Source organism: Cellulomonas sp. P2_B4 (assembly GCF_056404795.1).
In genome coordinates this window covers 547,845-573,469 of sequence record NZ_JBFUDI010000003.1, presented here as the reverse complement: position 1 = coordinate 573,469, position 25,625 = coordinate 547,845, and the positions used below count along the sequence as shown (strand labels likewise).

General features: G+C 70.6%; 16 protein-coding genes. 10 read left to right on the top strand and 6 right to left on the bottom strand.

Annotated elements, in window-relative coordinates; all coding sequences use genetic code 11:
- The first annotated feature begins 63 nt into the window (after positions 1–63).
- Together AC1DZC_RS07540 and AC1DZC_RS07535 are read left to right on the top strand one after the other, a co-directional pair.
- Positions 64–1,059, top strand: coding sequence for an aldo/keto reductase (locus AC1DZC_RS07540; RefSeq protein WP_477042791.1), 996 nt, complete (start codon positions 64–66; stop codon positions 1,057–1,059).
- Positions 1,056–2,366 carry an L-fuconate dehydratase gene (locus AC1DZC_RS07535; protein ID WP_477042790.1) on the top strand — a complete coding sequence of 437 codons (1,311 nt, stop codon included), beginning with the start codon at positions 1,056–1,058 and terminating at the stop codon, positions 2,364–2,366. The genes AC1DZC_RS07540 and AC1DZC_RS07535 overlap by 4 nt, the downstream gene beginning before the upstream one ends.
- Here AC1DZC_RS07535 and AC1DZC_RS07530 read toward each other — a convergent pair.
- Positions 2,324–3,088: a FadR/GntR family transcriptional regulator gene (locus tag AC1DZC_RS07530; protein WP_477042789.1), complete on the bottom strand. Its 765-nt coding sequence runs from the start codon at positions 3,086–3,088 to the stop codon at positions 2,324–2,326. The two genes, AC1DZC_RS07535 and AC1DZC_RS07530, sit on opposite strands and share 43 nt — an antisense overlap.
- A 129-nt stretch (positions 3,089–3,217) precedes the next feature.
- Here AC1DZC_RS07530 and AC1DZC_RS07525 point away from each other — a divergent pair, with 129 nt between their 5' ends.
- From AC1DZC_RS07525 to AC1DZC_RS07505, 5 genes are all read left to right on the top strand, one after another.
- Positions 3,218–3,865 carry a bifunctional 4-hydroxy-2-oxoglutarate aldolase/2-dehydro-3-deoxy-phosphogluconate aldolase gene (locus AC1DZC_RS07525; protein WP_477042788.1) on the top strand — a complete coding sequence of 216 codons (648 nt, stop codon included), beginning with the start codon at positions 3,218–3,220 and terminating at the stop codon, positions 3,863–3,865.
- A gap of 4 nt (positions 3,866–3,869) precedes the next feature.
- Positions 3,870–4,973, top strand: coding sequence for a PfkB family carbohydrate kinase (locus AC1DZC_RS07520; protein ID WP_477042843.1), 1,104 nt, complete (start codon positions 3,870–3,872; stop codon positions 4,971–4,973).
- Between the two features lie 151 nt (positions 4,974–5,124).
- Positions 5,125–7,230, top strand: a complete 2,106-nt coding sequence (locus tag AC1DZC_RS07515; RefSeq protein ID WP_477038043.1) for a right-handed parallel beta-helix repeat-containing protein — start codon at positions 5,125–5,127, stop codon at positions 7,228–7,230.
- A 217-nt stretch (positions 7,231–7,447) separates the two neighbouring features.
- Complete coding sequence (locus AC1DZC_RS07510; RefSeq protein ID WP_477042842.1) at positions 7,448–9,556, top strand: beta-galactosidase; 2,109 nt, start codon at positions 7,448–7,450, stop codon at positions 9,554–9,556.
- 366 nt (positions 9,557–9,922) lie between these two features.
- On the top strand, positions 9,923–11,203 hold the full coding sequence (locus tag AC1DZC_RS07505; protein ID WP_477042787.1) for an endo-1,4-beta-xylanase: 1,281 nt from the start codon (positions 9,923–9,925) through the stop codon (positions 11,201–11,203).
- Here the strand turns inward: AC1DZC_RS07505 and AC1DZC_RS07500 are convergent.
- Genes AC1DZC_RS07500 through AC1DZC_RS07490 form a run of 3 tightly spaced genes read right to left on the bottom strand, consistent with a single transcriptional unit; the run spans position 11,190 to position 17,957 of the window.
- Positions 11,190–13,571: a beta-galactosidase gene (locus tag AC1DZC_RS07500; protein WP_477042786.1), complete on the bottom strand. Its 2,382-nt coding sequence runs from the start codon at positions 13,569–13,571 to the stop codon at positions 11,190–11,192. The two genes, AC1DZC_RS07505 and AC1DZC_RS07500, sit on opposite strands and share 14 nt — an antisense overlap.
- 43 nt (positions 13,572–13,614) lie before the next feature.
- Positions 13,615–14,562 (bottom strand): aldose 1-epimerase family protein, encoded by a 948-nt coding sequence (locus tag AC1DZC_RS07495; protein WP_477042785.1) that lies wholly within the window; start codon positions 14,560–14,562, stop codon positions 13,615–13,617.
- On the bottom strand, positions 14,559–17,957 hold the full coding sequence (locus AC1DZC_RS07490; protein ID WP_477042784.1) for a DUF5107 domain-containing protein: 3,399 nt from the start codon (positions 17,955–17,957) through the stop codon (positions 14,559–14,561). Before AC1DZC_RS07490 ends, AC1DZC_RS07495 begins: the two co-directional genes overlap by 4 nt.
- A gap of 126 nt (positions 17,958–18,083) precedes the next feature.
- Between AC1DZC_RS07490 and AC1DZC_RS07485 the strand changes: the two genes are divergently transcribed.
- The 3 genes from AC1DZC_RS07485 (at position 18,084) to AC1DZC_RS07475 (ending at position 23,198) form a co-directional block, all read left to right on the top strand.
- Positions 18,084–18,920, top strand: coding sequence for a helix-turn-helix domain-containing protein (locus AC1DZC_RS07485; protein WP_477042783.1), 837 nt, complete (start codon positions 18,084–18,086; stop codon positions 18,918–18,920).
- A 272-nt stretch (positions 18,921–19,192) separates the two neighbouring features.
- Positions 19,193–22,231: a glycosyl hydrolase 53 family protein gene (locus AC1DZC_RS07480; protein WP_477042782.1), complete on the top strand. Its 3,039-nt coding sequence runs from the start codon at positions 19,193–19,195 to the stop codon at positions 22,229–22,231.
- A gap of 115 nt (positions 22,232–22,346) precedes the next feature.
- A complete protein-coding gene (locus AC1DZC_RS07475; RefSeq protein WP_477042781.1) occupies positions 22,347–23,198 on the top strand; it encodes a glycosyltransferase family 2 protein in 852 nt (283 codons plus the stop codon).
- 33 nt (positions 23,199–23,231) lie between these two features.
- Here the strand turns inward: AC1DZC_RS07475 and AC1DZC_RS07470 are convergent, their stop codons facing one another.
- A complete protein-coding gene (locus tag AC1DZC_RS07470) occupies positions 23,232–24,641 on the bottom strand; it encodes an MATE family efflux transporter (RefSeq protein WP_477042780.1) in 1,410 nt (469 codons plus the stop codon).
- A complete protein-coding gene (locus AC1DZC_RS07465) occupies positions 24,638–25,624 on the bottom strand; it encodes a phosphotransferase family protein (RefSeq protein WP_477042779.1) in 987 nt (328 codons plus the stop codon). The genes AC1DZC_RS07470 and AC1DZC_RS07465 overlap by 4 nt, the downstream gene beginning before the upstream one ends.
- Position 25,625 lies beyond the last annotated feature (1 nt).

Genomic DNA, 25,625 nt, shown 5'->3' with positions numbered 1-25,625 from the left:
CGCGCTGTGTGCCATGATTGATCTTACCAATCTGCTTGCCACGAGGAGGATGGAGGTTCGAGCGTGCCGACGCGCAGGCCATGGCACGGGGCGCCACTGACTCGCCTGGGCATCGGGGCCGCCCAGTTCGGGAACCTCAACCGGATCACCACCGACGACGCCTCCCGAGAGGCGGTGGATGCCGCGTGGGATGCGGGCGTCCGATACTTCGACACCGCACCTCACTACGGACTCGGCCTGTCCGAGCGGCGACTCGGCGCTGCACTCCGGGACCGCCCGCGCGACGAGTACGTGCTGTCCACGAAGGTCGGAAGGCTCCTGGTGCCGAGCCCCGAGGGGGCTGGAGATGTCGACGATGCCGGGTTCGTGGTCGCCGCGGCCCATCGACGCGTCTGGGACTTCTCGCGTGACGGCGTCCTACGATCGCTCGAACAGAGCCTGGAGCGTCTGGGTACCGACCGGATCGACGTCGTCTATCTCCACGACCCCGACGACCACTGGGCGCAGGCGAGCACCGCCGGTATCAACACGCTCATCGAGCTCCGCGACCAGGGCGTCGTGCACGCCGTGGGCGCCGGCATGAACCAGTCCGCACTGCTCGCCGACCTCGTTCGACGGTGCGACGTCGACGTCGTCATGGTGGCCGGGCGTTGGACCCTCATCGATCAGTCAGCAGCGAGCGACCTCCTCCCCGTTGCGCACGCGCGCGGCGTGCGGGTGGTCGCGGCCGGCGTCTACAACTCCGGGCTGCTGGCTGCGCCGACCGTTCCCGACGCAGCTCGGTACGACTACGGCGCCGCGCCCGTGACGCTCGTCGAGCGGGCCCGCCGGATCGCAGCCGTGTGCGAGGCGCACGGTGTGACGCTGCCCGATGTCGCCGTCCAGTTTCCCTTCCGACACCCCGCCGTCGCGTCGGTGGTCGTCGGAACCCGAACCGCAGCCCACGTCCGGAGCCTTGTCGCCCGAGCGGGCACCACCGTGCCGGAGGAGCTGTGGACCGCCCTCATCGCCGAGGGCCTCCTGCCGGCAACCACCTTCGAGCGAGGACCGCACGCATGACGACGATCACCGGTGTTCGTGTCCACGACGTCCGCTTCCCGACGTCGCGGTCGCAGGACGGTTCGGACGCGATGAACAAGGACGGCGACTACTCCGCCGCTTACGTCGTCCTGGAGACCGACGACCCGACCCTGGCCGGCTACGGGTTCACGTTCACCATCGGGCGCGGGAACGATCTCGCGGTCGAGGCCGCTCGCCAGCGCGCGCAGCCCTTGATCGGCCGGGACGTCAGCGTGCTGGTCGGCGACCTCGGCGAGGTGTACCGAGAGCTGGGCTCGGATTCCCAGCTGCGGTGGCTGGGGCCCGAGAAGGGCGTCGTCCACCTGGCGATGGCCGCCGTCATGAACGCGCTGTGGGACCTCGCGGCCCGTCGCGCCGGCAAACCGCTCTGGCGACTCCTGGTCGAGATGACCCCGGAGGAGCTGGTCGACGCCGCAGACCTGCGCTACCTCTCGGACGCGCTCACCCGCGACGAGGCGATCGCTCTCTTCGCCGAGATGGAGCCCACGCGCCTCGAGCGGATCGCGGAGCTCGAGTCGCGCGGCGGCTACCCCTGCTACACGACGTCCGCGGGATGGCTGGGGTACTCCGACGACAAGCTCCGTCGACTGCTGCAGGAGGCCGTCGACGAGGGCTACCGGCACGTCAAGCTCAAGGTCGGGGCGGACGTCGACGATGACGTGCGCCGGCTGCGCATCGCTCGCGAGGTGATCGGGTGGGAGGCGAAGCTCATGATCGACGCCAACCAGGTCTGGGACGTCCCGGAGGCGATCGAGTGGGTGGGCCGACTCGCCGAGTTCGCGCCCCACTGGATCGAGGAGCCGACGAGCCCGGATGACGTCCTCGGCCACGCGGCCATCCGCAAGGCAGTCGCCCCCATCGGTGTGGCCACGGGCGAGCACGGGATGAACCGTGTGCTGTTCAAGCAGATGTTCCAGGCGGGAGCGATCGACTTCTGTCAGCTCGACGCCGCACGGCTTGCGAGCGTCAACGAGATCCTCTCGGTCTACCTGATGGCCAAGAAGTTCGACGTCCCGGTGTGCCCGCACGCCGGGGGTGTCGGACTGTGCGAGCTGGTGCAGCATCTGTCGATATTCGACTTCGTCGCCGTGTCGGGAACGCTGGAGAACCGGGTGACGGAGTTCGTCGACCACCTGCACGAGCACTTCACCGATCCGTGCGTGGTCAGGGGCGGCAACTATCTCCTGCCGTCGAGGCCGGGATACTCCGCGCAGATGCACGAGGCGTCGGTGGCGGCCCACTCCTACCCGGGCGGTGCCGTCTGGTCCGGCGGGGACGCCTCCTGATGCTCGATCGACTGCTCCACCGCGAGAAGATGAGCGGCCATCTGGATCCTGGCCGCGTCCGCGTCCCCTCGTCGCAGTGCCTCCAGGATGGCCCGGTGCTCAGCCTGCGTCTGTCGGTTGGCGCCCCGCTCGTGGATCGCCCTCCACAGGCGGTACCGAAATGTCCGTCCCACCAGGCTCTCCACCAGCGCGGCGAGGACCGGGTTGCCGCCGGCCCGCGCGATCGTCGAGTGGAACCGGCTGTCGGCGTCGATGGCCGCCTGGAGCACCTGGGCGTCGGCATCGTTGGCGAGGGCACGGTCGAACTCGTCCAAGATGGCGGCGAGTCTGTCCAGGTCCTCGTCGTCGAGCGCCCTGGCGGCATGTCCGACCGCCTCGACCTCCAGCACCCGCCGGACCGCCGACAGGTGTGCCGAGCTCGAGGGCTGGTAGAGATCTCCGAGGAACCCGACCGGGCTCAGCAGCCGAGCGGCGTCCAACGACGTGACGTAGGTGCCGCTGCCTCGGCGCGTTCCGAGCACGCCGAGCAGCACGAGTGCTCGAACTCCTTCTCGGAGGGGCCCCCGGGAGACCCCGAAGGCTGCCGCCAGGTCCTTCTCGACGGGGAGGCGATCGCCAGGTCCCAGTTCCCCACTGATGATCATATCTTTGATGCCCTGGATCACCACGTCGGTGTGCGAGAGCAGCCCTTCACGATCGTCGGTGTTCCATTCGTCATACATCGCGCCAGTGTAGGAGCCCCCGCGGGAGGCGTGAGGTGACCATCGATGCGCACGTCCACGTGTCGTTCTCGTGAAGCCTGTGGGCCAGGTCGCGCCCCAGAGCGGCAACCGCAGAGAGCTGAGTGACGAATGAGCGAGATCCTGCACCGTCTCGCGTGGCACGGAATCATTCCCGTGGTCGTCGTCGACGACGCGCGCGACGCCGACGCTCTCGCCGCTGCGCTGGTGGGCGGAGGCTTGCCGGTGGCCGAGGTGACCTTCAGGACCGACGCCGCGGCCGACGCCATCCGGGCCATCGCGGCGCGGGGCGACGTCCTCGTCGGCGCGGGCACGGTCCTCACGCCCGCTCAGGTGGACGTCGCCGTCGCGGCCGGGGCTTCCTACGTCGTCTCGCCGGGAACGAGTCGAGCGGTGGTCGAACGTTGCCACGAGCATGGCGTGCCCGTCCTGCCGGGCGCCGTCACCGCCACGGAGGTGCAGGCGGCCCTCGAGCTCGGCCTGAGCGCGGTGAAGTTCTTCCCGGCAGCGACCTCGGGCGGAGCGGCGGCAGTGGCAGCGCTCGCGGCACCCTTCCCGGGGGTCGGATTCGTGCCGACCGGCGGCATCGGCCCAGGAAGCGTGGTCGAGTACCTCGCGCTCCCAGCGGTCCTGGCCGTCGGAGGTTCCTGGATGGTGTCTCGTGACCTGGTGCGGAACGGTGACTTCGACGCCATCCGCGACATGACGGCGCGGGCCGTCAGTCTCATCGACGACCGACGACCGAGTGCGGAGGAGTGACATGATGCCGGACCTGTCGATACGTGACGCAGGTGGAGCGCGGTACGACGCAGTCTCGCTCGGTGAGGTCATGCTGCGGCTCGATCCGGGCGAGGGGCGCATCCGAACAGCACGCTCGTTCCGGGTGTGGGAGGGCGGCGGCGAGTACAACGTGGCGCGTGGTCTGAGTCGTGCGTTCGGCCTCCGCACGGCGATCGTGACCGCCCTCGCCGACAACGAGATCGGTCGGCTCGTCGAGGACTGCATCCTCACCGGTGGTGTCGACACCTCGTTCCTGCGATGGCTGCCCTTTGACGGGGTCGGCCGCACGGTGCGAAACGGACTGAACTTTACGGAACGAGGCTTCGGAGTGCGTGGTGCTCTCGGTGTCAGCGACCGTGGGCATACGGCGGCCGCGCAGCTCGCACCGGGGGACGTCGACTGGGAGCATCTGTTCGGGGATCTGGGCGTGCGATGGTTCCACACCGGCGGCATCTTCGCGGCGCTCTCCGACAGCGCCGCCGAGACGGTGATCGAAGCGGTGACGGTGGCGCGCAAGCATGGCACCGTCGTCAGCTATGACCTGAACTACCGCCCGAGCTTGTGGAAGGCCGTCGGCGGCAAGGAGCGTGCACGAGAAGTCAATCGTGCGATCGCCCCGCACATCGACGTCATGATCGGCAACGAGGAAGACTTCACCGCCTCGCTCGGCTTTGACGTCGACGGTGTCGACGAGGATCTCCACACGCTCGCCCTCGACTCGTTCGCCGCCATGATCGACCGCGTCGCCGCGCAGTACCCGAACTTTCGCGTCATCGCGACCACCCTGCGGACGGTGCACTCGGCCAGCGTGAACGACTGGGGCGCCATCGCCTGGTCGAGAGCCACCGGCGTCGTCAGCGCGACGCACCGCGAGCGTCTGGAGATCCTGGATCGTGTCGGTGGTGGCGACTCGTTCGCGTCGGGGCTCATCTACGGTCTGCTCGAAGGTGAGGAGCTGGAGACAGCCGTCGAGTACGGAGCGGCTCACGGCGCGCTCGCGATGACGACGCCCGGTGACACCACGATGGCCCACGCGTCCGAGGTGCTCAAGCTGGCCGCCGGCGGGGGCGCCCGCGTGGACCGCTAGCTCGAAGGCCGGCCGACCAAGGGCGCCAGGGGGTGGGCCTGTTGTGTCAGCCCTGACCCCCGTCAGGCGCGGTCTTGCGCATACGTCATACGTATGATTTTGTAGATCGAGGGCAAAGCGGCCCCGATCAACATCACGGAAGCGAACAGCCATGACATTGATGTCACGCACGCCAGAAGTTTCTGTTCGAAGGAAGGGCCGGTGGCGAGCGACTGCCGGAGCTGCCGGCGCGGCAACCCTGCTCCTGAGCGGTCTGGGCGCATCGGTCGCCCAGGCGGCACCACCGCAGAAGGACAGCGTCTACTACGCATCACCCGACGGTCGCGACCTCGGGCAGTGCCAGGAGCAGCACCCGTGCTCGCTGGAGCAGGTGCAGGGCGTCGTGCGACACGAGGCCGCCAAGGGGAAGGGCGACGTCACCGTCGTGCTCGCCGACGGCACCTATCGCATCGACCACCCGCTCGAGTTCCGTGCGCCGGACGGCGGCCGGAACGGGTACACCGTGCACTGGACGGCTGCTCCGGGCGCGCACCCCGAGATCTCGGGCTCGACCCAGCTCTCGGGCTGGCAGCAGTACGACGAGGCCAAGAACATCTACGTCACGAACACGCCGGCCGGTCTCGACACCCGGCAGCTCTACGTCAACGGCGTCAACGCTCCGCGGGCCTCGACCCCCGTGGCGCTGAGCGACCTGACGCTGACCCCGACGGGGATGACGATCAACAACCCTGCGCTCGCCTACCTGGCGAACCTGCCCACGCAGAACCGGATCGAGTTCGAGTCGCTCGGCGACTTCACCGACCGCTACTCCCCGGTGCAGAGCATCTCGGGCAACACGATCACCATGGCCCAGCCCGCCTGGGACAACAACACGTGGGGCTGGGACACGGCGCAGTACTCGCTGCTCGCCAAGCCGCACTGGTACCTGGACAACTCGCTCAGCTTCCTGGACCAGGCAGGGGAGTGGTACGTCGACCCCGACGCGGGGAAGCTCTACTACAAGCCCGCGGACGGCGTGAACCCACAGGACCTCGACATCGAGCTCCCGCGAGTGCAGGCCCTCATCAGCGTCGGCGGCACCTATGACGCCCCGGTCTCCCACCTGGAGTTCAGCGGTCTCACCTTCACCGGGACATCCTGGCTCGGCCCCTCCTCGCTCGACGGTTACGCCAGCCAGCAGAACGGGGGCTACCTCAAGGGCACGTACGACTACCGCCCCGCCGACGCCTTCACCAGCTGCAGCCGCGGCTGCGAGCAGTACGAGCGGACGCGCAACACCTGGTTCCAGGAGCCTTCCGCCGTGCAGGTTTCCGCCGCCGACCACATCACGTTCACGGGGAACACCTTCCGCAACCTCGGGTCGTCGGGTCTCGGCATCGGCAACGACGACGACGCGACGCTCACGGGTGTCGGGCTCGGCGCCAGCAACATCGACGTGACCGGCAACGTGTTCACCCAGGTCGGTGGCCACGCCCTGTTCGTGGGCGGGGTTCGGGCGGACGCGCATCATCCCAGCGACCCCCGGATGACGAACCAGGACATCCTCATCGACAACAACACCATCAGCCACGTCGCCGTGGAGTACAAGGACAACTCCGGCATCCTCAGCACCTACGTGACCAGGGCGCAGATCGTCCACAACGAGGTCGAGAACCTCGCCTACGCGATCGACACCGGCTACGGCTGGGGGATCAACGACGCCGGCGGCTCCCAGACCTACGTCAACCGCGGGTACTACAAGTACAACCCGCTCTACCAGACGCCGACGACGCTCAAGGACAACCTGGTCGCGGGCAACCTGGTGCACGACATCAAGGCCTCCTTCGCCGACTCCGGCAACATCTACAACCTCTCGGCGAGCCCGGGGACGGTGATCGAGAACAACTACATGTACAACGTCTCCGGCGTCGGCATCTATCTGGACGAGGGCAGCCGCTACACGGTCTCCCGGCACAACGTCCTGAGTGGCCTGAACACGTGGGTGTTCACCAACGCGTACGACGCAGGCAACGGCACGAACGACAACACGCTGCAGGAGAACTGGTACAACTCCGGCGGTGCCCAGATGCCGAACGCCGCGCAGCGCAACAACCAGCTGATCAACAACGTGAAGGTCAGCGGGAGCAACTGGCCCAGCGCTGCGTGGGACGTCATCTGCGCGGCGGGCGTCGCCCCCGAGTACCGCACGGAGCTCAACGCCAACCTCGGCGGTATCGACCCCCGGTGCCAGACCGTCGCCGCGACCGAGACCCCGTAGCGCAGCTGCTGGCCCTGCCTGGCAAGGCGCCCCCGCGACGTACCTGGCGCGGGGGCGCCTTGCCGCCGGCGGAGTCCCGATGCCAGGGCACGCGCCCGTAGCGTGTGTGGCATGTTCGAACCGCTTCGGCGATTCCCGGAGCGAAGAGTGACCACGATCGGCGACGTCGCCGGTCTCGCCTGCCCCTCCAGATGAGGACCTCGTTGCCTTGACAGACATGGACGACCGCGTGCTCTTCGGCGCCGCGTACTACCACGAGTACCAACCCTCCCCCCGGCTCGACCAGGACCTCGACCTCATGCAGGAAGCTGGCTTCACCGTGATCCGGGTGGGCGAGTCCACGTGGGCCACCTGGGAGCCAGAGGACGGAGTGTTCGACCTTGACTGGCTGCAGCCAGTCCTGGACGGCGCGCGTTCGCGAGGGATCGCCGTCGTGCTGGGTACGCCCACCTACGCCGTGCCCCCGTGGTTGACGCGCAAGTATCCCGAGATCGCCGGAGAGCGACGCACGGGAGAGCGCATCGGTTGGGGGGCCCGTCAGGAGATGGACCTGACGCACGCGGCCTACCGCTTCCACGCCGAGCGCGTGATCCGTGCCGTTGTCGGGCGCTACCACGACCATCCCGCCGTGGTCGGGTTCCAGGTGGACAACGAACCCGGTCTCGAGCTGCTGCACAACGAGGGTGTGTTCCAGGCCTTCGTCGACGACCTACGCCGCACGTACGGCGACGTCGAGACCCTGAACCGGGAGTGGGGGCTCGTCTACTGGTCGCATCGGCTCACTACCTGGGCGGATCTCTGGCGACCGGACAGCAACGCCCAACCCCAGTACGACCTCGCCTGGCGGAAGTTCCAGGCCCGTATGGTCACCGAGTTCATCGGTTGGCAGGCCGAGATCGTCCGGGAGATCGCCGGCACCGAGAAGTTCGTGACCACCTGCATCGCCTACGACAGGCCTGGAGTGCAGGACCCGGAGCTGACGGCCGCGCTGGATGTGACAGCGGGCAATCCCTACTACGCGATGCAGGACGGACTCGCTCTCCCCGCCACAGGGCACGTCCCGCTGGGTTGGACGGTGAACGGGGCCTGGGCGATATTCCACAGCGCAGACCGGATGTACTCCTCGAAGCAGGCGCGGTTCTTGGTCACCGAGACGAATGCCGGGGCCATCGGCGGCCCGGCCATGAACGCGCCCGCGTTCGATGGGCAGTGGCGACAGGCCGCCTGGGCGATGATCGTCCGGGGAGCACGAATGATCGAGTACTGGCACTGGCACACGCTTCATTTCGGTGCCGAGACGTACTGGATCGGAATTCTCCCGCACGACCAGCGGCCCGGGCGGGTCTACGAGCAGCTGGCCGCGCTGGGTGCAGAGATCAGGTCTGCCGAGGATCACCTGAGCGGACTCGTCCCGGACGCCGTGGTGGGGCTGCTGTGGTCCAACGAGTCGATGTGGGGCCTCGAAGGTCAGCCGGCGCTCGCCCGCGACGACGGCTCCGCGGACCCCGACAGCTACCAGCGAATAGTGCACGCCTTCTACCGGGGAGCGTTCGACGCCGGCGCGCCGGCGCGAATCGTTCACGACGTCCAGCTGGTCGACAAGGGCGACGGCACGCGGCTCCGCGAACCGGCCGAGGTCGCCGCCGAGCTGCCGGTCCTGCTGGCGCCTGCGCTCTACGTGGCCAGCGACGCGCTGCTCGACTGGTTGCGCGACTACGCCGAGGCGGGCGGACACCTGGTGCTCGGACCGCGCAGCGGATATGCGGACAGAGAGGCCCGAGCTCGCGCGGAGGTCAAGCCGGCGCGGCTCGCCGCCGCCGCTGGCGTCAGCTACCAGGAGTTCAGCAACCTGGCGACACCGGTGCGCGTGACGGGCTCCGACGGTGCACTGGAGCTGCCAGACACCGCGGCCGGCGCGGCATGGGTCGACTACTTGCAGGTCTCGGACAGCTCGGTCCAGGTCCTCGCCCGATATCAGCACCCCGCGTTCGGCCTGTACCCGGCGATCACCACCGCTGAGGCGGGGCTGGGGCGCGTCACCGTCGTCGGTACGGTGCCCAACACCGAGCTGTCGGCTGCGCTGGTGGCCTGGGCGGTACCGGGTGCCCGGGACGTCTGGAGCTCGCTGAACACCGGTTCGGTCACGGCGACCTCAGCGACGACGGCCGCAGGGCGTCGGCTGCGAGTCCTGCACAACTGGTCGTGGGACGCCTGCTCGGTGCTGTTGCCGACCGACGTCACGGATCTGCTCTCGACCCAGCCCCTGGCGGCCGGCGCGCTGGTCGAGCTGGGGCCGTGGGACGTCCGCGTTCTTCTGGAGGAGTAGCGGGCGCAACGGCATTCTCGATGACGCGACCCGGTGCTCGACTCGGCGCGGTGAACAAGCGCAGTCACACCTTCCGGAGATGCCCTTTCGTACCTCAACGGTGCGGACAGTGTCGCGGATGAGAGCGTGCGTGACGTGCTGGGGAACCCAGGCACGCCTTCAGCGCCACGCCTTCCTTCGAGATTGCGACAGCGTTGTGCTCCAACCTTCGTCGTGGCGTAAGAAGGACATGCCGGCAGCTCGCCGTCAACGGCGTGGGACGAGAGGAGTGCCGCGGATGGTTGGTCGGGGCGTCACCACCGCGGAGATCGCGGCCGCGGCTGGGGTCTGCGTGCCGACGGACTCGACGACGCGAGGGGTGGCGCGGTGAACGTCGCTCGCCTCGCCGCGGATCCGGCCGTCGCGCACCGCGTCCTGCGTTCCGACCTGACCCTGCGCGGCCCGGACGGGAGGGCTCTGGCGGATCGGCGGGTGACGGTGCGCCAGAAGCGGCACGCCTTCGCGTTCGGCAACATCGGCTTCGACTTCGTGCCGGTCGCCAACGACGAGGAGGACGACGGCCCTCGCGCCGCGTTCGGCGGTGCGTCTCCGTCGACGGCTCGCAGGGTCGCCGAGCTGTGGTTCGACGTGTTCAACACGGCGACCCTGCCGTTCTACTGGGCGGGCTTCGAGCCCGAGCGCGGCCGTCCCGACACGCAGCGGCTGCACCGGACCGCACAGTGGTTCGTCGACCGGGGCGTCGCCGTCAAGGGCCACCCGCTGGTCTGGCACACCCTCGCGCCGTCGTGGCTGCTCGACCTCGACGAGCGGGACGTCGAGCGTGTGGTCCGGGCCCGGATCACACGGGAGGTCGGCGACTTCGCGGACGTCGTCCGGACGTGGGACGCGATCAACGAGGTCGTCATCATGCCGGTGTTCGACAAGGAGGAGAACGCGGTCACCGAGCTCTGCCGCCGGCTCGGCCGCGTCGAGACCGTCCGGCTCGCGTTCGAGACGGCCCGCGCGGCAGATCCCGGGCTCACCCTGCTGCTCAACGACTTCAACATGTCGACGGCCTACGAACAGCTGGTCGAGGAGTGCCTCGGTGCCGGCATCCGGATCGACGCGCTCGGCCTGCAGAGCCACATGCACCAGGGCTACTGGGGCGAGGAGCGCACGCTCGAGGTGCTGGACCGCTTCGCGCGGTTCGGTCTGCCGCTGCACCTGACCGAGACGACGCTGGTCTCCGGCGACCTCATGCCGCCGGAGATCGTCGATCTCAACGACTACCAGGTGCCGTCGTGGCCGACGACGACCGAGGGCGAGGAGCGGCAGGCCGACGAGCTGGAGCGGCACTACCGGACGCTGCTGTCGCACCCCGCCGTCCAGGCCGCGACGTACTGGGGTCTCACCGACGACGGTTCCTGGCTGGGCGCGCCGGCCGGCCTCGTCCGGGCCGACGGCACACCGAAGCCCGGCTACGAGGCTCTTCGCCGGCTGGTGCGCGAGGAGTGGTGGCTCGCGCCCCAGGACGTCGTCACGGACGGCGACGGCCGGATCGTCGTCGAAGGGTTCGCGGGGGACTACGCGCTCGACGTGGAGGGCACGACCGTGCCCGTCCCGCTCGACGGGCGTGCCCACGAGGTGGCCGTGCTCACGCCCCGGTGAGGCGGACCTCTCCGACGCGTACGACGTCCACCGTGGCGATGTGAACCCCGTCGGGGATCTCGCGCACGACCGGGTCGACCCAGACCCCGGTGCTGCGCCTCCACGGCAGGAGCTCGAACCGGACGCCGTGACGAGCGACTGCGGCCGCCCAGGGCGTCAGGTCGACGTCCCAGTCCCGTCCGTGCCAGAAGTGGTCGCTGATCAGCTCGTCGCCCACGTAGGCACGACCGATGTCACCGGTCCATCGCAGCCGGACCAGTGTGCGGTCGGGGCCGTCGAACAGCTCGGGGGGGACGTCGATCTGGACGACGGCGGCGCCGGCGAAGTCCGTGGGCGCGCTGAGCCGGTTCAACGGACCGCCTCGCTCGGGACGCGGGGCGCTCGCCTCAGGGTGGAGCCCGGCGAGGAGCGTGCGACGGCCCGCGTGCTGCGCGCGCATCCGCCACGTCCGCCACGGGCCGTCGGCGAACGGCTCGCCCGGCTCCGCACCCTCGGCCCGGAGGGTGTGGGGTGCCGGGAGGATCGAGATGCTGAGACGGGGGTCCTCCGTCTTCACCACGAGCCCGCCGTCCAGGGCGTAGACGGGCGCCGTCGACAGCACCAGCCGCTCCCTGCCGTCGACCTCGAGCACATAGAGCTGGTCGACGCTCGCCTGGTCCAGGACGATGATCCGCGCCCCCTGGAGCTCGACGACGCACGTCGGGCCGGGCGGTGCGGTGAGCGAGACGATCGTCGCGCCGCCGCTGTGGACGGCGACACCCGTGCCGCCGACGTCGTGCCCGCCGTCGAGCACGAGCTCGACGGGGATGTCGTCGTAGGCGCCGAGCACGACCACCTCGCGGTCGTCGACGGTCACGCGGGTGATCACCCGGGCGGTCGCACTGCGGAGCGTGACGCCGGGTGCGAGCGGGTACCGGAGCGGCCACACCACCGAGACACCGGCGGGGATCGTGAGCGGCTGGGTGGGGACCGTGACGTCCCCGTCGTCGAACGACACGGTGAGCTGCACGCCGTTCTGCTCGCGCAAGGCTGCCCTCGCGGGCTGGTAGGTCGACGCGAAGAGGTAGCCGCTGTGCCCGTCGGACCGCACCGCCCAACGCAGGACCTCGGGGTCGGCGCTGCCGCCTCCGACGGTGGTGGCCATCGCGGCGATCCGGTGGCCGTCCTCCTGGAGCCACAGGTGCTGGGCTCGCAGGTAGTGGTGATGGGCGCGGACCTGCCCGTGCTCGCCGATCGGGGCGGCGAAGTCGTAGGTCACCCGTGGCACGTCGTTCGGGTAGCCCGTGGCGTGGGACTCCTGCTCCGGACCGTGCGCGCCTGTTCGCTGGGATCCGCCCGCGTACATGTAGTAGCCCTGCCAGATCGAACCGCTGCCGACCTTGGCCAGGGCGAGCGCGGCGACGTCGGACGGGGTCACGAGCGGCCTGCGGTGGTAGGCGACGTGCATACCGCCACCCAGCTCGCACGTCGCGAAGGGAACGGCGTCGTCGTTCGTGAGCGGCACGGCACCCGGATCGATGGTGATCCCGTCGAGTGCCTCTCGCAGGTCGGCCCCGACCGAGAGGTCGTCGCGGACCGGGCTGTAGCGGAAGTGGAACGCCGAGAACTCGGGCCACTCGGTCGACTCGTCGTCCCAGAAGCCGTCGGCGTACGCGCTGTACACCGGCAGGAGCGACTCGGGGACCTGTGCGCCACCCCAGCCCGTGGCCGTCCAGATGGGCACGTGAAGTCCGAGCCCTTCGGCGAGCTCGCGGAGCCGGGCCAGGTGCTGGGGCTGGTCGTAGAGCTCGTTCTCGATCTGGACGCCGATCACCGGCCCGCCGTCCGCGTGCGAGAGACCCCGGAGCTGGGCGACGGTCTCGGCGTAGAAGGCGTGCACCAGCGCGAGGTAGTCGGGGTCGTTGGTGCGGGTCGGGAGCCTCCGCTCGACGAGCCAGTCGGGGAAGCCGCCGTAGCGTGCTTCGCCATGGGCCCACGGTCCCAGCCGCACGACGGCGTCGAGGCCGTGCGTCTGCGCCTCGTCGACGAACGCGCGCAGGTCGAGCTGGCCGTCCCAGCGGAACTGCCCGGGCTCTGGCTCGTGAGCCTGCCAGAACACATACGTCGCGACCGACGTCAGACCGCCGGCCCGAGCGTGGCCGAGGACGTCACGCCACCGGTTGCGCGGCACGCGCGAGTAGTGGATCTCGCCGGTGACGGGGAACCACGGGTTGCCGGCGCGCTCGATCCACGTGCTGGTCACCTCGATCCGGTCGTCGCCGCTCGGGGACTCACCCACGCGTAGGTGGCCTCGGCGAGGCGCCGTCGGCGTGGTGACCCTCAGGTGGTGCGGTGCCACGAGGCCGTTCGAGCGAGCGTCGTCGGTCACGTCTCTCCTTGAGGCGAAGTGCAGGCGAAAGCTGGCGCAGGACCTACCAACCGCGTGCCCGCAGGCCCCAGCTGAGGTCCCACGTCTCGTCGGGGGCGAGCCAGCGCAGGCCGAGGCCGGAGTTGAGCGCGTCAGGCGCCGCCGTCATCGGCTCGACGGCGATCGCGCAGGTCAGCCCCTGGTCGGAGTCCGGGAACTTGTCCGTAACGTAGACCTGCAGGTACGCGAACGACGTGTCCGTCCAGACCTCGACCGATCGCCCGTCCGCCGCGGTCAGCCGGTGTCGGTACGCGTCGCCTTGTGGACTGAGCGCGTGGTAGCAGGTGTTGACCTCCCGCCCGGCAAGGACCCGACCCTCCCGCAGGTCGACGTCGCCGTCGACCGGGTCGTCGCCCACGGGGATCAGCGTCGCGTCGACGGGGAGGTGGCGCGCAGCGAGCACGGTGAGCTGCAGGTCCTCGGCCGGAGCCGTGCCGACGCGAACGTACGGGTGGGCACCGAGCGCGACCGGCGCCGGTCCCTCCGACAGGTTGCGGATCGTGTGGTCCACGCGCAGGCCGGTCGCCTCGGTGGTGTAGGTCGTGTCGAGCTCGACCTGGAACGGGTAGCCGGGTCTCGGCTCGACCACCGTCGACACCGTGACGCTGTCCGCGCTCGTCGACGTGATGCGGAACGTGGCCGCCCGGACGACGCCATGGATCGCATGTCCCAGCTCCGGCTCGTCGACCTCGAGCTGGTGCTCGACGCCGTCGTGCAGCCAGCGTCCGCCGCGCACACGGTTGGGCCAGGGGAACAACAGGGCTCCCGAGCAGCACGGCGCGGGTCCCGCGGCGTCGTAGGTGTGGACGATCGGCTCGCCATCGAGCGTGAGGCTGTGCAGGCCACCGCCGCGCAGGTCGACGGAGGCGCGCGTCCGCCCATCCGATGAGGCCAGGCCGTGCAGCCTTCCGGCCCGGTCGGCCTCCCGCGTGCCGCGCGCGCGGGTCGTCATCGGGCGGACTCCGCTTCCGTCGGTCCGGACAGCTCGCGTCGCAGGTCGAGGGCGCGCAGCCGGCCGGGCTCGCGAACCAGGACCTCGTCGAGGTGCGAGGCGGCGACCCCGCGGTCTCCGCGCAGCGCGGCGACCTGGGCCTCCAGGAGCATCGCTGTCGTGGTCTGGGCCGCCTGCAGGTCGTCCTGGAAGAGGAGGAGCGTCGGCAGTGAGGTAGCGAAGTAGTCGACGGTCGCGGGCGTCGAGCGCAGCCTCTCCGCGTGCTCTGCGAGGTCGTCGACCAGAGCGTCGGCACGGACCGCATCGCCGAGACGGCGCATCGCGAGCACGGCGTAGCAGGTCGTCTCGGAGAGCTCCACCGGCGCCATGCTCCGGAAGTCGCCCGTCGAGCCGGCGGCGCTCGTCCACGCGGCGATCGCGCCGTCGCGGTCGCCTGTGGCGGCGAGCGCGTCCCCGAGCATCAGGTGAAGCTGCGCCGTGTTCGCCAACGGGTGCCTGGCCTCACCGAGGTTCGCGACGGGCTCGAGCGCCGCGCGCACATGCTCCAGCGCGACCTCGGCGTCGCCGTCCTCGAGCGACCGGCGTGCGAGCGCGAGGTGCGCCTCGTCCCAGGCGGAGAGCACTTGTCCCTCGCCGCCCTCCCATGGCTGGAACCACCTGGAGTGGAGGAGCTCGAGAGCGGCGTCTGCACCGCCGGTCGCCGTGTGCAGCTGCGCCAGCTCGACGCTGAGGTCGTCGCGGGCGGCCACGGCGGCACGCTCTCGGGTGAGGAACGCGAGGCGCTGCTCGGGCGTCGCGCCCGAACGCTTGGCCAGCTGGTCGAGCTCGTAGACGAGGCGAGGGTCGCCGGGCGCGACGGCGAGCGCCTGCTCGTAGTGCTCCCGAGCAGCATCCCGGTCCGCGAGGACGTTGAACGCCGCGACGGCGCGGTTCCGCCACACGACGGGGTCGCTCGGGTCGAGCTCGCAGGACGTCCGCCACGCGGCGATCGCGTCGTCGTGGCGGCGCTGGAAGTAGAGCCAGTGGCCGAGGATCGCCCACGCCCGAGCATCGTGCGGATGGTTCGCCACATGCGCCTGCAGGGTGTCGACGTCGTCGAGGCGCGAGGCCAGGCAGTGCACGGCGGGAACCGTGCGCGCCAGCCCGCGTTGCCGCTCGGCAGCATCGCCCTCACCGGCCCGCTCGAGGATCCTGGCAGCGTGCAGGTGCACGAGCGGCCGAACCTCGACCTGCCCCAGCGCGGGCTCGATCCGGGCGGCCTGCTCGAGGAGCCGGACGGCGTCGCTCCAGGAGCCCAACGAGTCGTACTCCAGGGCGACGTCGAGCAGGGTGGGAGCGTCGGTCGCGACGCCCAGTCCCGCCAGGTCGCGGGTCCAGACGTCCAACGGGTCTCGCTCGACAGCGCTCGCAAGCACCGCGGCGGCCTCGGCATCGCGCCCGACGCGGCGCAGCAGGACCGCGAGCGCGCACTGAGCCTGCAGGTTGTCCGGGTCGGCGCCGGCAGCACTGCGGGCGTGGTCGAGCGCAGATCGGTCGCGACCGCGCGCCGCGTCGAGGCGGGCCATCGCCAGGTGTGCTGCGCCCCGCCACGCCTGGTTCCACTGCGCCTTGCCGAACATCTCGTAGGCCTCGTCGAGACGGCCGGTGCGTGCGAGCACCTGGCCGAGGCGGAACGCCGTCTCGCCGTCACCCGGGTTCGTGTTCAGCCGGGTCTGGCGCGCCAGGGCCGCGCGCAGGTGATGCTCGGCCTGCGCGTACCGGCCGTCCCGGTACCGTCGCGCGGCCAACGCCGCGTGCGAGCGGTAGTCGCCCTCGTCGCGCCGCAGCGCCTCAAGCCAGTAGGGCTCGGGTGACCTCGTCGCGTGCCGGTACTGCTCGAGGTGGACGCCCGTGAGGTAGAGCTCGTCGACGGAGGGCACGTCCTGCGGTGCCGCGGGCTCCTGCGCAGGCTCGGGCAGGTCGGGTGAGGTGAGGTGCGCACGGGGCCGCCAGGCGATGAGCTCGTCGCCGTCCTGCTCCACGACGACGGTCAGGTCCTCCGGGTTCCACACGGCGGCCAGGTCCACTGCATGCACGATCGGACGATCGGGCGCGGCATCCGTCGTGACGTGCCACAGCGTGTCGCCTCGGGGTCCGACCACACGCACGGTCGTCGCCGCCCGTGCACGGGTCACCGCGGCAGCGACCCGGATGGCCGTGGTCCTCGCGCCCGGGATCACGTCCAGTCGCACGGCGGCCTCGAGGTTGGCCTCGTGGACCGGCCCGGTCTCCTGGATCGGGTACCAGTACTGGCTGAAGGTCTTCGTCTCGCCCGGGGCCAGGAACGTGAAGTCGGGCTGGTTGTCGGTGAAGACTCCGGCCATGAGCTCGACGTAGGGCCCGTCCGTGTCCGTGAGGTTCGCGTCCCAGGCCTTGCCGAACGCGCCGTTGCCCCAGGTCCACTGCTTCTTGCCGGGCGCGACGTGGTGGTCGGCCCAGTGCACGAAGCCCGCGCGGCGGCCGTGGTCGTAGCCCCCGAAGAAGTCGGCCTGCGTGCCCAGCGCCATGTACGAGGTGGGCACCGGGATGTTGCGGTACCAGTCGATCCTGTCGCCGTCCGGGGCGCCGTCGGGGTGCACCGCGTCCTTGCGCGCCGGGTAGTCGATCCCGTAGTACGGGCGGTCGGCTGCAGGGAACGCCGTCACTGCGCGCTTGGCGTGGTCGGCCACGGCGTGCACGTCTGTGGGGAAGAACGACTGGTAGTCGTCGTTGACGGCCGCGGCGACGTTCGCCCACCACAGGAAGGTCTGGACCTCGTCGGTACGGTTGTACAGCCGGGCGCGCAGCTCGATCACCGAGGAGTCCGGGCGCAGGCGGATGCCGTGCATGCCCTTCATCCGAGCGAACGGGTCGTGGTCCGAGCACCACACCGTGACGCCACCGTCGGCCTCGTGCTCGATCGTCGCCTCGACGGGAAGGAACGTCGCAGGGCGGTGGTGCTGCGGCCAGTTGAACTCGACACCGCCCGAGATCCAGGGACCCGCGAGCCCGACGAGCGCCGGCTTGATGACGTTGTTCCGGTAGAAGAAGTCGTACCCGTTGGTCGTGTCCATGCCCACGTGGATGCGCCCGCCGAGCTCCGGCAGGATCATCAGCCGGATCCACGGGTTCTCCAGGTGGATCGCGTCCCACGAGCGGGGCGCCTTGGTCGGGCTGATGCGCTCGTGGAACGGCAGCGGGTACACGCGGCCCGACGAGCCCTGGTAGACGCGGTTCTCCAGGAACGCCGGGTACCGGTCCGCGGGATCCGGCAGGTACGTGTCGATCGTGACCGGCTGCCGCCAGGCTGCGACGCCCTGGCCCACGAGGTGGCCGGGCACGGCCGGCAGGACGAGGCGGGACTCTTCTTCGAGCACGTGCAGGACGCTACGTTCCGGCACCGGCGGTGCAGAATGGCAGTTCCTCCGGAAGGTATGGACGAATCGATGATGTCGTTGCCCGAACCCCGTGTCCGTCGACCAGAAGGTTTCCCCGGTCAGCGGATGCGGGTGCTGCCGCGACCCCTGGTCGCCCGGGCGCTGTCGTCGGCACCGATGTCGCAGCTGCTCGTCACCGACGCCGGCTACTTCCCCCGTGCCTCGTCGCACGGGCGATCCCGCAAGAACGGTGCCGCGCAGCACGTGGTCATCGTCTGCGCGGCAGGTCGGGGGACCTGCACGCTGCCCTCCGGGGTGCACCAGGTTCGGGCAGGTCAGGCGCTGGCCATCCCGGCGGGCCTGCCGCACAGGTACGAGGCGGACGCGGACGACCCATGGACCATCTGGTGGATGCACCTCGTCGGCCAGCAGGTCCCGCCGCTCCTGGACATGATCGGCGCCACTGCGGACCAGCCGGTCTTCGGCGTCGGCGACCCGGCACGCGTCGTCTCTCTGATCGACACGATCATCCGACGCATGGAGCGCGACGAGACGATGGGCACGCTGCTGGCGTCGTCCGGCGCCGCATGGCACGCGATGGCGCTCCTCGCCGCCGACAGGCGCACGATCAGCAGGCAGCAGGCAGACCCGGTCGGGGCGACGATCGAGCACCTGCGCGCGAACGTCTCGACCCGCATCTCGCTCGGTGACCTCGCGAGCATGGCCGGGCTGAGCATGTCCCACTACTCGGCACTGTTCCGGCAGGCCACGGGCTACGGCGCCCTGGAGTTCCAGACCCGCCTACGCATGGGCGCCGCGCGCGAGCTCCTCGACACCACCGACCGCCCGGTCGCGTCGGTCGCCGCCGAGGTCGGCTTCACCGATCCGCTGTACTTCTCCCGGCAGTTCCGGCGCATCCACGGCATGAGCCCCACCGAGTACCGCTCGCACGACAAGGGCTGAGCCGGCATGGTCACAGTCCGGTAACGACCGGTGTGCAGGCCTTCGCATCGGCGACGTCGATGCCTAGCCTGTGCACGTTCACAGTCTGGCTCGTGCACAGTCGCACGGCCCGGCGCGACGGAGGGTCCTGGACCCCAGCCGGCCCACGGGTGTCGCGATCTCGTTCGGTCGTCGTCACGTCACAGGACCGCTGGACGCACACGCAGCACCGGCTCGACCACGGTCGACGACGACGTACGACCGATGACGCTCGACTCGAAGGGGACAACGCCGTGCCTTCATTGCCTCGCCGACTCAGGGCCGCCGCCTACCTGGCCTCCTGCTCGCTCGTCCTCGCGGCGGTTCCGGGAGCCGTGCTACCGGCGGCCGCCGACGACCAGGGCCCGGTCGATGCCGGGATCGTCGTGCAGAAGGTCGAGGGGATGCCCGAGGGCTTCATGCGAGGCGTCGACGTCTCCACCGCCCTCTCCCTGGAGGAGAGCGGCGTGACGTTCCGGGACACGGACGGCCAGGTCGCGGACCTGTTCGACGTGCTGGCGGAGTCCGGTGTCACCGACGTGCGGGTGCGCGTGTGGAACGACCCGTGGGACGCGCAGGGCCACGGGTACGGCGCCGGGAACGTCGACGTCGAGCGGGCTGTGGAGATCGGCGAGCGGGCGACTGCTGCAGGCCTCGGCGTGCTCGTCGACTTCCACTACTCCGACTTCTGGGCGGACCCGAGCAAGCAGCAGGCCCCCAAGGCGTGGGCCGACCTCGGGGTCGCCGAGAAGGCAGCTGCTGTCGAGACCTACACGGCTCAGAGCCTGCAGGCGTTCGAGGACGCCGGGGTCGACGTGACGATGGTGCAGGTCGGCAACGAGACGAACAACGGCGTCGCGGGCGTGACCGGCTGGGACGACATGGCGCAGATCTTCTCCGCCGGCAGCGTCGCTGTCCGGGACGTGCTCCCGGACGCGCTCGTCGCCCTGCACTTCACCAACCCGGAGTCGGCGGGCCGGTATGCCGGGTACGCGGCCGAGCTCGACGCGCGGAACGTGGACTACGACGTCTTCGCGTCGTCGTACTACCCGTTCTGGCACGGCACGCTGGACAACCTGACGACGGTGCTGGGCGACGTCGCGACGACCTATGGCAAGAAGGTCATGGTCGCCGAGACGTCGTGGGCGCGGACCCTCGAGGACGGTGACGGACAGCCCAACGTGATCCGCGAGGGCTCGGTCAGCAACCCGGCCTACCCGTACTCGGTGCAGGGCCAGGCGAACGAGGTGCGGGACGTGATGCAGGCCGTCGCGGACGTGCCGGGCGACGCCGGGATCGGCGTCTTCTACTGGGAGCCCGCCTGGCTCCCTGTCGGCCCCCCGAGCGCGCTCGAGGCGAACAAGGTGCTGTGGGAGCGGGACGGCTCCGGCTGGGCGACGAGCTACGTCGGGGAGTACGACCCGGTCGACGCCGGGGCCCGCTACGGCGGTTCCGAGTGGGACAACCAGGCCCTGTTCGACTTCGCGGGGAACCCGCTCGAGTCGCTGCAGGTGTTCCGGTACGTGCTCACCGGTGCGGTCGCCCCGCGGGCGGTCTACTCGATCGAGTCGCCCAGCGTGACGGTCACCGACGGTGACGCCGTGGTTCTCCCCGGCACGGTCGCGGTCACGTACAACGACCTGAGCGCCGTCGACGTCGCCGTGACGTGGAGCGACGCCGTCTCGTGGATCCGCGGACCGGGCGAGTACACGATCGCCGGCGTCACCGCCGACGGCGACGCGGTGAGTGCGACGGTGACGGTGCTGGCGGTCAACGTCGTGCCCAACGGCAGCTTCGAGAACTGGGGCGCCGGCTGGTCGCTCGACTGGAACGTCGCGAACGTCAAGGAGGAGTCGGCGAACGTGCGCAGCGGCGCGATGGCCGTGAACTTCTGGAGCGCCACGGATGCGACCTTCTCCGTGAGCCGTCAGGTCACCGGGGTCGCGCCGGGCGCCTACACGCTCTCGGTGTGGAACCACGGCGCGCCGGAGGTCGCTGGGGTCAGCCTCTCGGCCGCGACGTCGGCGGGTTCCTGGTCCGTGCCGATGCCGCAGACCGGCTGGTCACTCTGGGCGAACCCGACGGTCGACGGCGTGGTCGTCGGGGCCGACGGTGTCGTGACCGTCGCGGTCGGCGGATCCGTCCCTGCGAACGGCTGGGGGTGGTTCGACGACGTCGTGCTGACCCCGAGCACGGGCGCCGTCGCGCCCGACACCTCCGCGCTCGACGCCGCGCTCGCGGCTGCGGGTGCCGTCAACCGGGCCTGGTACACGGACGAATCGCTGGCGGCGCTCGACCACGCGGTGGAGGTCGGGCACGTCGTGCTCGCCGGTAGCTTCGCCGACGACGACGACGTCGCAGCGGCGACGGCGCTGGTGAACGGCGCCATCGCGGGGCTCGAGGTCAGCGATCTCGCAGTCCCGACCGTGACGGCCACGCTGGCAGCGCCCACCGTGAGCACCGTGACGGCTGCGTCGGTCCGGGTGACGGTGGGCGCGGGGGCGTCGGACGCACCGACCGGCCAGGTCACCGTCCACTACGGCTCGCAGTCCGTCGTGGCGACGCTCACGGCGGCGGACGCGGGTCGGCTCACGGTGCCGCTGCCCGTCCTGGCCGCCGGAACCTATGCCGTCTCGGTGGACTACGCCGGTGACGCGGACGTCGCGCCCGGGACTGCTTCTGCCGGCACGCTCACCGTGGTCAAGCTCGCGTCGACGGTCAAGGCGCACGTGCGCAAGGCCCTCGTCACGACGAGCACCACGGCTGTCGTCGACGTGACGGTCACCTCCGTGCCGGCGGGCACGGTCCCGACGGGGACGGTCAAGGTCACCTACGGCAGCGCCACGAAGGAGGTCGCTCTGACGCAGGCGGACGGAGGTCGGCTCGCGGTCGAGCTGCCGCGTCTGGCGATCGGCCTCTATCCGGTCAAGGTGGCCTACTCCGGCGACGCGGTCGTCGCGGGATCCTCGGCCACGGCGGGTCTCGTCGTGGTCGTGCGGACACCCCCGGTCGTGAAGGCGCAGCTCGCGAGTGCGAGCGTCACCGGGTCGCAGGCCGCGAAGGTCGACGTCACGGTGCAGGCGGCGGACTTCACGTCGCCGACGGGCACGGTCCTGGTCACGTACGGGTCGAGGTCGACGTCCGTGCCTCTGCGGGCGACCGACGACGGGAGCGTGGCGGTCACGCTCGCGAAGCTGCCCAAGGGCACGTACACCGTGCAGGTCGTCTACGTGAGCAACGACGGCAGGGTCGGCAGTGGTGCCGCGGCGCCGCTGCGGCTGACTGTGCGCTGATCACACGCGCTGGGGTGGTCCGGCGATCCAGGCCACCCCAGCACGTCGCGGCCGGCCCCGAGCACGTCGGGGGCCCGACGGCGGTCCGCTCGTGCCAGCATGAGGCGTGCTGAGCGTGAGCGTGGTCGTCACCGCATTCGACCAGGGTGGACTGGTGGCCGAAGCGGTCGACTCGGTCCTGCGCCAGACCCGCGTCCCGGACGACGTCATCGTGGTCGACGACGGCTCGACCGACGACGAGTCGGTCGAGGTCATCGAGCGGCTCCAGGCGGACGCACGTGTCCGGGTGCTGCGTCAGTCCAACCGCGGCGTCAGCGCGGCCCGGAACGCGGGGATCGCGGCCGCTGGGACCGACCTCGTGGCCGTGCTGGACGGCGACGACCGCCTCGCGCCGACGTTCCTCGAGCGGACGGCCGCGGTCCTGGAGGGCGACCCCGGCGCGCGTGCAGCATCGTCGTGGCTGCGTGCGCACGGCGTGATCGATGCCGTCGTGCGGCCCGGCGGAGGGTCGGCGGTCGACTTCCTGCACCGCAACGCCTGCCCCGCGACCGCGGTCGTCCGCCGCGACGCCTGGCGTGCGTGCGGCGGGTACGACGAGGACATGCGCAGCGGGTTCGAGGACTGGGACTTCTTCCTGTCGCTCGTCGCCGATGGGGGGCACGTCGCCGTCGTGCCGGAGCCGCTCATCGAGTACCGGACGGCGCCCGCCTCCGCGAACCTCCGCTCGATGGACTCACGGCTCGAGCTCTACGGCCGGCTCGTCGACAAGCACCGCGCCGTCTTCGAGCGGCACCTGCGGGAGGTGCTGCTGGCGCTCGAGGCTCGCGCGATGGACGCCGCCGGACGGTGGGAGGACCTGGTGGCCGCGGACCGGTCGCTGCCGGTCGGAGACGTCGAGTACGGCGACGGCGGCATGGCCGCAGCCGTCCGGATCGCGGTCCGCCGGGGGCTGGCGCAACCTACCTAGCGCTCGCGGCCGGGCCGTCGCCCCAGCTCGACCTCACTGCACGAGGGGCCGGTCCACCGTCGCCGAGGTTTCTCTGGTGCCGCGCGGCGCAGGGACGTCGAGGCGGCGCAGCACCAGCAGGGCGATGCCTGCGGACAGGAGCTCGCCGGCGGCCAGGCCGATCCAGGTGCCGGTGGGCCCGGTAGGGCCCAGCACGAGCACGAGAGGGACCTTGACGAGCAGGAGGGTTCCGACGGAGATGACGTAGGACGGTCGTGGTCTGCCCCGGGCCTGGAAGTACGCGGAGACCAGGGGTGTGACGCCGGCGGCGGCGAACCCGATCGCCAGGATGCGCAGGGCGTCGACGGACTCGGAGCGGACGGCGGCGTCGTCGACGAAGGCGGCGATGACGGGCTCGGCGAGGAGCGCGACCGATCCTGCGGCGACGGTGCTGTAGACCAGGGTGGCGCGCAGCGACAGGGTCCGGGCGCGTCGGACGCGTGCGGCGAGCCCGAGACCGACGTTGTACCCGACGATCGGCTGCATCCCCTGGCTGATGCCGAGCTGAGGCATCGCGACGAACGTCTGGATGCGGGAGCAGATCGCGAACGCGGCCAGCGCTGCGGTGGCGGCGGCCACCCGGGACAGGGTGGTGTTGACGACGACGACGAGCAGGGTGGCTCCGAAGCCGGCGAGGAACGAGGGGGCACCGATGCCCACGAGGGTGCGAACCGTGGTGAGGCGCGGACGGAGGTCGGCCCTGCGGATGCGGTAGGGGCGATGCTTCTGGACGAAGAAGAACCACAGGCTCATCGCGGCGGAGACCGCCTGGCCGCCGACCGTCCCCAGGGCCGCACCACGGACGCCGAGGTCCAGGCCGAAGATGAGCAGCGGATCGAGGGTGATCTGGACCGCGACCGGGACGACCCACAGCATCGTGGCGAACCGCATCCGGCCCTCGGCGCGCACCAGGCTGGAGAACCCGGTCGAGACGATCGCGCCGGCCAGGATGACCACGGCGTAGTCGCGTGCGTAGTCGAGTGTGGGGCCGTGGGCGCCGAGCAGCCGCAGGAGCGGCTCGAGCCCGGTCAGCCCGATCACGGTGATCGTGACGGCGGCGGCCCAGAACACGATGAAGGCGTTCCCGGCCGCGCGTGCGGCCGTGCTCGTGTCGCCGGCGCCAAGGTGCCGGGAGACCACCGACGCTGCGCCCACCCCGAGGGCGGTCGAGACCGCGCCCAGGGCCAGGAGCAACGGGGCGACGAGGTTGACCGCCGCCATCGCGGTCGTCCCGACGCCGCGGGCGACGAACCAGGCGTTGGTCAGTGCGTAGATCCCGTAGACCCCGACCGCGATGGTGGTCTGGGTGCAGGCGTGCCACAGCAGCCGCCCGACGGGCCGTTCGCCCAGGGCGGCGGCGTCGAGCGTGCGCCGCGTCGGAGCGCCTGGGTCCCGGGGGCTCACGGTTCCGTGAGCTGCCGCATCATCAGGTCGATGTTCTCGCGTGCCTGGTCGTACTGGGTGGTGGTGGTGTGTCCGCGGTAGACGGTCTCGATCGCCATGATCACGACCAGGTGCAGGCAGTAGAGGCGCCGGCGCACCTGCTCTCTCGGGGTGAGCTGCTCATGACCGTAGCCGCGCATGAACGCCGTGGAGTCGCCGAAGTAGGGCAGCTGGGTGCCGGCGAAGCCGGCCTCCATCAGCGGGTCCCCGTACAGGGCGCGCTCGTGGTCGATGATCATGACGATCCTGCCGTCGCGGACCATGACGTTGGAGTCCCAGAGGTCCCACTCGACGAACCTCGGCTCGACGACGTCGTCGAGGACGTCGGCGTGCAGGGCGACGACCTTGCGGATCTCGTCGTAGTCCCGGCCGATGTCGACGTTGCGGGCCTCTCCGTCGGCCAGGACATCCTCGACGAGGCCGGTGAACACGACCCGCCACGACGGGTCACCCGGCCCGGCGAGGGGCCCGAACCGGTTCCCTCGGATCGAGTTCAGCTCACGGTTGGCAGCGCCGAGCGCCTCGTTGTACGCGTCGCGCTGCTCGGTGCTCAGGTCCTCGACGATGACGCCGAAGTTCTCCGCGTCGACGAACGGCATGAAGAAGTAGTCGGCGTCGACGAGCTCGTGGCTCAGGTCGGCGTGGTCGACCTGCGGGACCGGGACGTCGGTGCGTTCCGCGATCAGCGCCAGCGAGGCGAGCTCGATGCGCATCGCGCCGCGCTCGGCGGTCATCACCGGCACGGCACGCGGCGGCGCGATCTTCAGGGCCACGTTCCGGCCGTCGCGCAGCACGATCCGGTACGCGACGTTGAACCAGCCGTGCCCCAGCTCCTCGAGCCAGGCGTCCGGCTCGCCGGTGGGCACCTGCTCGGCGCCGTAGGCACGCTCGACCATCGCGCTCAGGGTCGCGGGCGTCTGGCGGTTCTTCGTGATGCTCTCCATC